4 protein-coding genes are annotated in these 6,821 nt (G+C 44.7%); 2 read left to right on the forward strand and 2 right to left on the reverse strand.

Annotation, left to right across the window (positions count from 1 at the left end):
* Window positions 1–159: 159 nt before the first annotated feature.
* On the reverse strand, window positions 160–1,254 hold the full coding sequence (locus ACFFIP_RS15910; RefSeq protein ID WP_382388696.1) for a glycoside hydrolase family 130 protein: 1,095 nt from the start codon (window positions 1,252–1,254) through the stop codon (window positions 160–162).
* Window positions 1,255–1,279: 25 nt separating this feature from the next.
* Window positions 1,280–2,851 carry a zinc-binding dehydrogenase gene (locus ACFFIP_RS15915; protein WP_382388697.1) on the reverse strand — a complete coding sequence of 524 codons (1,572 nt, stop codon included), beginning with the start codon at window positions 2,849–2,851 and terminating at the stop codon, window positions 1,280–1,282.
* 85 nt (window positions 2,852–2,936) lie between these two features.
* Between ACFFIP_RS15915 and ACFFIP_RS15920 the strand changes: the two genes are divergently transcribed.
* Window positions 2,937–4,325: a dipeptidase gene (locus ACFFIP_RS15920; RefSeq protein WP_382388698.1), complete on the forward strand. Its 1,389-nt coding sequence runs from the start codon at window positions 2,937–2,939 to the stop codon at window positions 4,323–4,325.
* 128 nt (window positions 4,326–4,453) lie between these two features.
* Window positions 4,454–6,520, forward strand: a complete 2,067-nt coding sequence (locus ACFFIP_RS15925) for a protein-disulfide reductase DsbD family protein (RefSeq protein ID WP_382388699.1) — start codon at window positions 4,454–4,456, stop codon at window positions 6,518–6,520.
* The last annotated feature ends 301 nt before the right edge of the window (window positions 6,521–6,821 follow it).

The raw sequence follows: 6,821 nt of genomic DNA on the forward strand, positions 1-6,821 counted from the left end.
TGAAAAAAAGTAAAAATTCAGGAACGGCCTAATAAAAACAAAGTACGGTTTGAAAATCGGAGAATTAAATTTTATAAAAAATGAGCATGATCAAGAAGGAATATAATTCTTGGGAAAAATTCATCAATTCAGCATACACTTCAGAGAGAACAGATGACCTTAAGGCTTCCAGGTGACTACCCCCACCATAGAATCTGCAGTGCCGTAATAGAGATACCAAGTTCCTTCATAATACACCAACCCTTCCACAAAGGTGGTTCCATCTACATATTGTCCTGATTTCTCAAATGGCAACTCGGGTTTGAGAAAAGGTTCATCGGTGCGGTCAAGGAGTTTCCAGGGTTCTTCTTTGCTGAACAAAGCCTGTCCTGCGGCATAGAGGCGGTTGCCCAATGTTTTGACGCCAATGTGCTGCTGATTGCCCGCATTATACAATACCACGATACCGTCTTCCGTAAGCAAAGGTGGAGGTCCTGCTTCTATTAGCCAAGAGTCAAAAAAACCTGGTCTTGGGCTTAACACAGGAGCAAGATTCCCATCGATGGTTTCTACAGGGTCCCAGTGGATAAGGTCGTCGGAGCTGGCCAGCCAAATATGGGGCACGCCGAAATACATCCAGTACTTGCCATGTAGCTTAGCTGCCACCAGTTTTCCCTCTTTGAGTTCGGTCAGAATAGCGCCTGATTTGGTTTCCTGATTATGGTATTTCCCATTTTTAAAATCTTTGAATATAGGCCCATGCTTTTGCCAGTTTTTCAGGTCTTTGGAAGTGGCTACGGCTAATCGGGGATATTCCCTATTCCATTGGGTATAGGTTAGGACATAGCGTCCATCAGAGGTTTGTACAATCCTCGGATCTTCTGTTCCACCAGTCCACTCAAATTCTTTTTGGTTGTCATGATCTGGGAAAAAAACAGGTTTGGGAAGACGATGATAGGTTTTCCCATCTTCCGAAATGGCCAAGCCCAATCGGGAGGCATGCCCTCCGATTTCCTTTTCACCCAGTTTTTCTTCCGCTCGGTACAACACATGAATTTTTCCGTCTTTGACAATGGCCGCCGGATTGAAAGTGGCCATAGATTCCCAAAAAACAGTTCTTTCGCTCATGGGGTCTTTCCATGATGTTAGGTCCATTGGGGAAATTATAGGCTGTGCATTTTTATCCCTTTCGAAGGGGCCAAGCATCCAAGGTTTTACCTGAGCGAAACTGGGAATGCAAATGATTAGGAAGATTACGATTAGAAGTCTATTCATTTGTCTTTATTTTCTTTGAAAATCATCAAAACCTCACCACAGAGATCATTTCCGCTACGCAAACGGGTTTGGTGGCGTTGTCCGATTCCATTTCTGCATGGATAAAAAGCTTGATGCTGCCGTCAGGATTTTCCTCGATTTTAGCAATGCTGGCCTGTAGCCTTAGCTGATCTCCGGAGTACACCGGTGCCGGAAATCGCACACTGTTGGCCCCATAGTTCAGGGCCATTTGCACGCCTTCCAATGGTAGGATATCGTACAGTAATTTCGGAATCAGGGAAAGCGTCAAATAGCCATGGGCAAGGTTTTTTCCACCCGGAATCAGTGCCTTGGCCTTTTCGGTATCTACATGGATCCATTGGAAGTCCTCTGTGGTCTCTGCAAATTTTTGAATGACTTCTTGACTGACCCTGGTCCACAGACTTGGTCCCAAACGCTTCCCTACAAAGGCCTTCAAATCCCCCACTGACCTAAACACTACTTTTCCACCTTCACCTTCCTTTTGAAATCCGCCTTCCGAAATCCCACTTTCTTGATCCTGCCTGTCCGGCAAGTAGGTCTTGGTTCTTGATTCTTGGTACTTTTTACCCTCTAATCTCTCGTCTCTCGCTTCTAGCTTCTCCTTCACCACTACTACAGCTTTCCCCACCACCTTCCTCTCCATCATGTCCTTCAAGGCCTGCGGAGCTTGTTCCAGACTGTAAGTTTTAAAAATGTGCTGGCTGATTTTTCCCGCATGGATCATGCCTACCAGTTCCATGAGGTTTTGCTGGTTTTTCTGGGGTTCCTCAGAAGAAAAGCGGCCCCAGAACACCCCCATCACCGCACAACCTTTCAGTAAGGCCAGATTGAAGGGCAGCTTGGGAATTTCCCCAGCAGCAAAACCCACCACCAGGTAACGTCCTTTCCAAGCCATGCTTCTCAGGGCAGGTTCGGCAAATTTGTCACCCACTACATCCAGGACCACATCCACGCCTTTGCCAGCAGTGATTTCTTTGATTTTATCTTTGAGGTCTTCTGTTTCATAATTGATCAGGTAATCAGCACCCTTCTCTTGGCAGACGGCCAGTTTTTCGGAAGTGGAGGCTGCTGCGATCACCTTGGCGCCCATCACTTTTCCAAGCTCTGTAGCTGCAAGGCCCACGCCACCAGAAGCACCAAGCACTAAGAGGGTTTCCCCCGCTTTGAGTTCTGCTCGGTCTTTCAGGGCATGGTAGGCTGTACCAAAAGTGTAAAGGGTGGAAGCAGCGGTGATGTCATCCATAAAAGGAGGGATGGGGAATACCCTATCTGCTGATACTTTCACCTTTTCAGCAAATCCTCCCCAACCACAGAGTGCCAAAACCCGTTGTCCTATTTGGAGGTGCTTCACTCCATGGCCGACAGAGGCAATCACCCCGGCCACTTCGCCACCTGGAGAGAAAGGGAGTTCGGGCTTAAACTGGTACTTGTTCTGAATGATCAGCACATCAGGGAAATTGACGGCACAGGCCGCCACTTCTATGAGTACTTCCTTTTCCCCAAGAGCAGGATCTTCGGTTTCGGTATATTTCAGGAGTTCAGGGCCTCCATATTCAGTACAAAGAATGGCTTTCATGGATAAAAGTTTTCGGTAAAATAGGCAATTCTTGAGATATAACGTAATTTTGACCAAATCTTAAACTAACAGAATCAACCCATATATGTCAGTAAAACAATATATTCAGGACAATCAGGAAAAATTCCTGAACGAACTTTTTGACCTGTTACGCATTCCTTCTGTGAGTGCGGACCCCAAATTCAAAAACGATGTTTTTGCTGCTGCGGATTTTATCAAGGAGAGCTTGGAAAAGGCCGGTGCAGATAAAGTGGAGCTTTGCCAGACCGCAGGTTACCCAATCGTCTATGGAGAAAAAATCATTGACCCATCCCTTCCTACTGTCCTTGTGTACGGACATTATGATGTGCAGCCTGCCGATCCTTACGAGCTTTGGGATTCCCCACCATTTGAGCCGGTGATCAAAAAGACCCCAAGACATCCTGAAGGTGCCATTTTTGCCCGTGGTTCTGCTGATGACAAGGGACAGTTTTACATGCATGTGAAGGCTTTCGAAGCCATGATGGCCGAGAATGCCATGCCGTGCAATGTGAAGTTTATGATTGAGGGTGAAGAGGAAGTGGGTTCCGCGAACCTGGACATCTTTGTAAAAGAAAACAAGGAAAAACTGAAAGCCGATGTGGTGGTGGTTTCCGATACGCACATGATCTCTTTGGAGCATCCATCTGTGACCGTAGGTCTAAGAGGATTGGCCTATATGGAAGTAGAAGTGACGGGACCAAATAGAGACCTGCATTCCGGTACCTACGGTGGGGCCGTGGCCAATCCGATCAATATCCTTTGCAAGATGATTGCCTCATTGCAGGATGAAAACAACCATATCACCATTCCGGGATTCTATGATAAAGTAGAAGAATACTCTAAGGAATACAGGGATAATTTGAATAAAGCGCCATTTGATCTGGATGCTTACAAAAAAGAACTGGACATTGCTGATGTCCATGGAGAAGCTGGCTACAGCACCATCGAGCGTGTCGGCATCCGACCAACTTTGGATGTCAACGGTATCTGGGGTGGTTATACCGGGGAAGGGGCAAAGACCGTATTGCCTTCCAAGGCCTATGCTAAAATCTCCATGAGGTTGGTGCCTAATCAGAACCACAAGGAGATTGCCAAGCTTTTTGAAGACCACTTCAAGGCCATCGCACCCAAATCAGTGAAAGTAAAAGTAACGCCTCATCATGGGGGTGCAGCAGCAGTGGTATCTACCGAAACTCCAGGATATAGGGCAGCAGACCTGGCCATTCAGGAAGCCTTTGGCAAAAAAGCCATCCCTACCAGAGAGGGCGGTTCCATCCCTATCTGTGCCCTGTTCCAGCAGGAATTGGGTCTGGATCCGATTTTGTTAGGTTTTGGCCTCGACTCGGATGCGCTCCATTCACCTAATGAGCATTATGGGGTGAAGAACTACCTGATGGGCATTGAGACGATCGCTTTGTTCTTTAAGCATTTCAAAGAACAAGGAAATTCATAAAATTTGAGCACCAAGGTGGGGAAAGGTAAACTTTGTTTCTACCTTGGTGTTTTTCTTTGGTAACCCAAGTTACTGAACTATTTTCCCATAACTCCCATTATTACAGATCAGTCAAGCATCACACCGAAATGTCAAAATACATCAAGATCAGTGTAGTTTTATTCCTACTTCTATTCTTTGGAGGATCCTCTTTTGCACAAATCATTGCACCGCCGAAATGGAGCATTCAGTTGTCTGAAAAAGATCCCAAAGTGGGAGATGAAGTGAAAATCATTTTTAAAGCCCAGGTGCCGAAGGATTGGTACATCTACTCCAATGATTTTGATCCGGATCTTGGGCCAATGCTGACGGAGTTAGAGCTCAAGCAATCTGAAGGTTTTACGCTTGTAGGCGGATTGAAAGCCATCAATCCAAGGAAAAAGTATGATGAAATCTGGGAAGGGGAAGTGACCTATTTCGTGGGGACGGGAACCTTTGAGCAAAGCATCAAAATTACAGGTGAAAATATCAAAGCGGTTGGTTTTGTTGGCTATCAAATGTGTACTGATGTGACCGGCCAATGTATCCCGTTTGAAGAAGATTTTACTTTAACTGCCAAAGCAAGTCCTTCAGCGGCCGGAGCTGCTGTCCAACCTGAAGCGCAGGAAGAAACAGTCGTGGAGGATCAAACAGAAGAGGCAGCGGAAACCGTTGAGCAAATTGTAATGGAGGAAGGTGAGCAGGAAAGGTCATTTATCAATCTTGAAGAAGACGAGGAACAGGGTGGCCTGTTGGCCTTTATGGTGATTGCTTTTCTTGCAGGTCTGGCAGCTTTGTTGACGCCTTGTGTGTTCCCAATGATTCCGATGACGGTTACATTCTTTACAGGCAGATCTAAGTCTAGGATCAGCGGGATAAGAAATGCCTTTATTTATGGGTTTTCTATTATAGCTATCTATACCATTGCCGGGACGGCTGTTGCTGCCATTCAGGGGCCTGAATTTGCCAATTGGCTCTCTACGCACTGGATTCCCAATGTATTTTTCTTCCTGATCTTTATCTTCTTTGCCTTTGCGTTCTTGGGTATGTTTGAACTGACCCTGCCAAGTGGCTTGGTAAATAAAATGGATGCCAAGGCAGACAAAGGGGGCATGACAGGAATTTTCTTCATGGCCTTCACTTTGGTTTTGGTGTCATTTTCCTGTACGGGTCCTATTGTAGGATCGATTCTGATCAGTTCGGCTGGTGGTGCATTATTGAAACCGATATTGGGCATGTTTGCCTTTTCTTTGGCATTTGCTATTCCTTTTACCCTTTTTGCTATTTTCCCGGAATGGCTGAATTCACTTCCAAAGTCCGGAGGCTGGCTGAATTCTGTGAAAGTGGTTTTGGGTTTTCTTGAACTGGCATTGGCCTTCAAATTCCTATCGGTAGCTGATCAGGTTTACCATTGGGGTTTGTTGGACAGGGATATTTATATCGCCATTTGGGTGGTGATTTTTACGCTGCTCGGTTTCTACTTATTGGGTAAAATCAGGTTGCCTCATGATTCACCTATGCAGCATATCGGTGTGCCAAGGTTGATGTTGGCCATTACCACATTTGTATTTGTAGTGTATTTGATTCCTGGATTGTGGGGTGCGCCATTAAAATCTTTGAGTGGTTACCTACCTCCTATGGCGACGCATGATTTCAATATTTTTGAAAACAGGTATTCTGCAGCATCTCCTGATAACCAATTGGATGATGTTCCGAAATATGCCGATTTCCTGCATTTTCCTCACGGGATTCAAGGATACTTCGATTATGATCAGGCCTTGGCTGCAGCCAAGAGAACTGGCAAGCCCTTATTTATTGATTTCACAGGACATGGTTGTGTTAACTGTAGAGAAATGGAAGCAAGAGTTTGGTCGGATTCACAGGTCTTGCAGCGCTTGAAAGAAGACTTTGTGATGGTGGCCCTGTATATAGATGAGCGACATGAACTTCCTGAATCTGAGTGGTACACTTCTGAGTATGATGGAAAAGTTAAATCTACCATCGGTAAGCAAAATGCAGATTTCCAGATCACCCGATTCAACAACAATGCGCAGCCTTACTATGTGATTTTGGATCATAATGAAGAGTTATTGGTCAGACCCAAAGCTTATGATACCAATATCCAAAACTTTGTGAATTTCCTCGAAGAGGCGAAGGCAGAGTTTGGAAGAAGGTAAGTTGGCTTTCTTGAATAATGTAAATGCATCAAATAGGCGTAGTTTACCACTACGCCTTATTTATTATGTAGAATTTGAAATTCGATTGGTCATTATGCAATGATGGTTTGATCTACAGAGAAAAGGTCAATTAGGAATTGTTTTATTTTAATACTGAAAATCTTAATATTTATTATAATGCCGTTTAGTTAGTGGTTAATTAACTGAAATTCATTATATTAGAGATATAAAATAAGGCTTCCGAAAGCAGGGAGTGCTGGAAGCCTTAAAACTTTAATTGTAAATGAATTCAAGTTAAAAC

This window comes from Fontibacter flavus, from assembly GCF_042432905.1.
Lineage (GTDB): Bacteria > Bacteroidota > Bacteroidia > Cytophagales > Cyclobacteriaceae > Fontibacter > Fontibacter flavus.

Coding starts and splice junctions, on each gene's coding strand:
- ACFFIP_RS15910 (WP_382388696.1), bottom strand. CDS start 1,254: ATGAATAGACTTCTAATCGTAATCTTCCTAATCATTTGCATTCCCAGT.
- ACFFIP_RS15915 (WP_382388697.1), bottom strand. CDS start 2,851: ATGAAAGCCATTCTTTGTACTGAATATGGAGGCCCTGAACTCCTGAAA.
- ACFFIP_RS15920 (WP_382388698.1), top strand. CDS start 2,937: ATGTCAGTAAAACAATATATTCAGGACAATCAGGAAAAATTCCTGAAC.
- ACFFIP_RS15925 (WP_382388699.1), top strand. CDS start 4,454: ATGTCAAAATACATCAAGATCAGTGTAGTTTTATTCCTACTTCTATTC.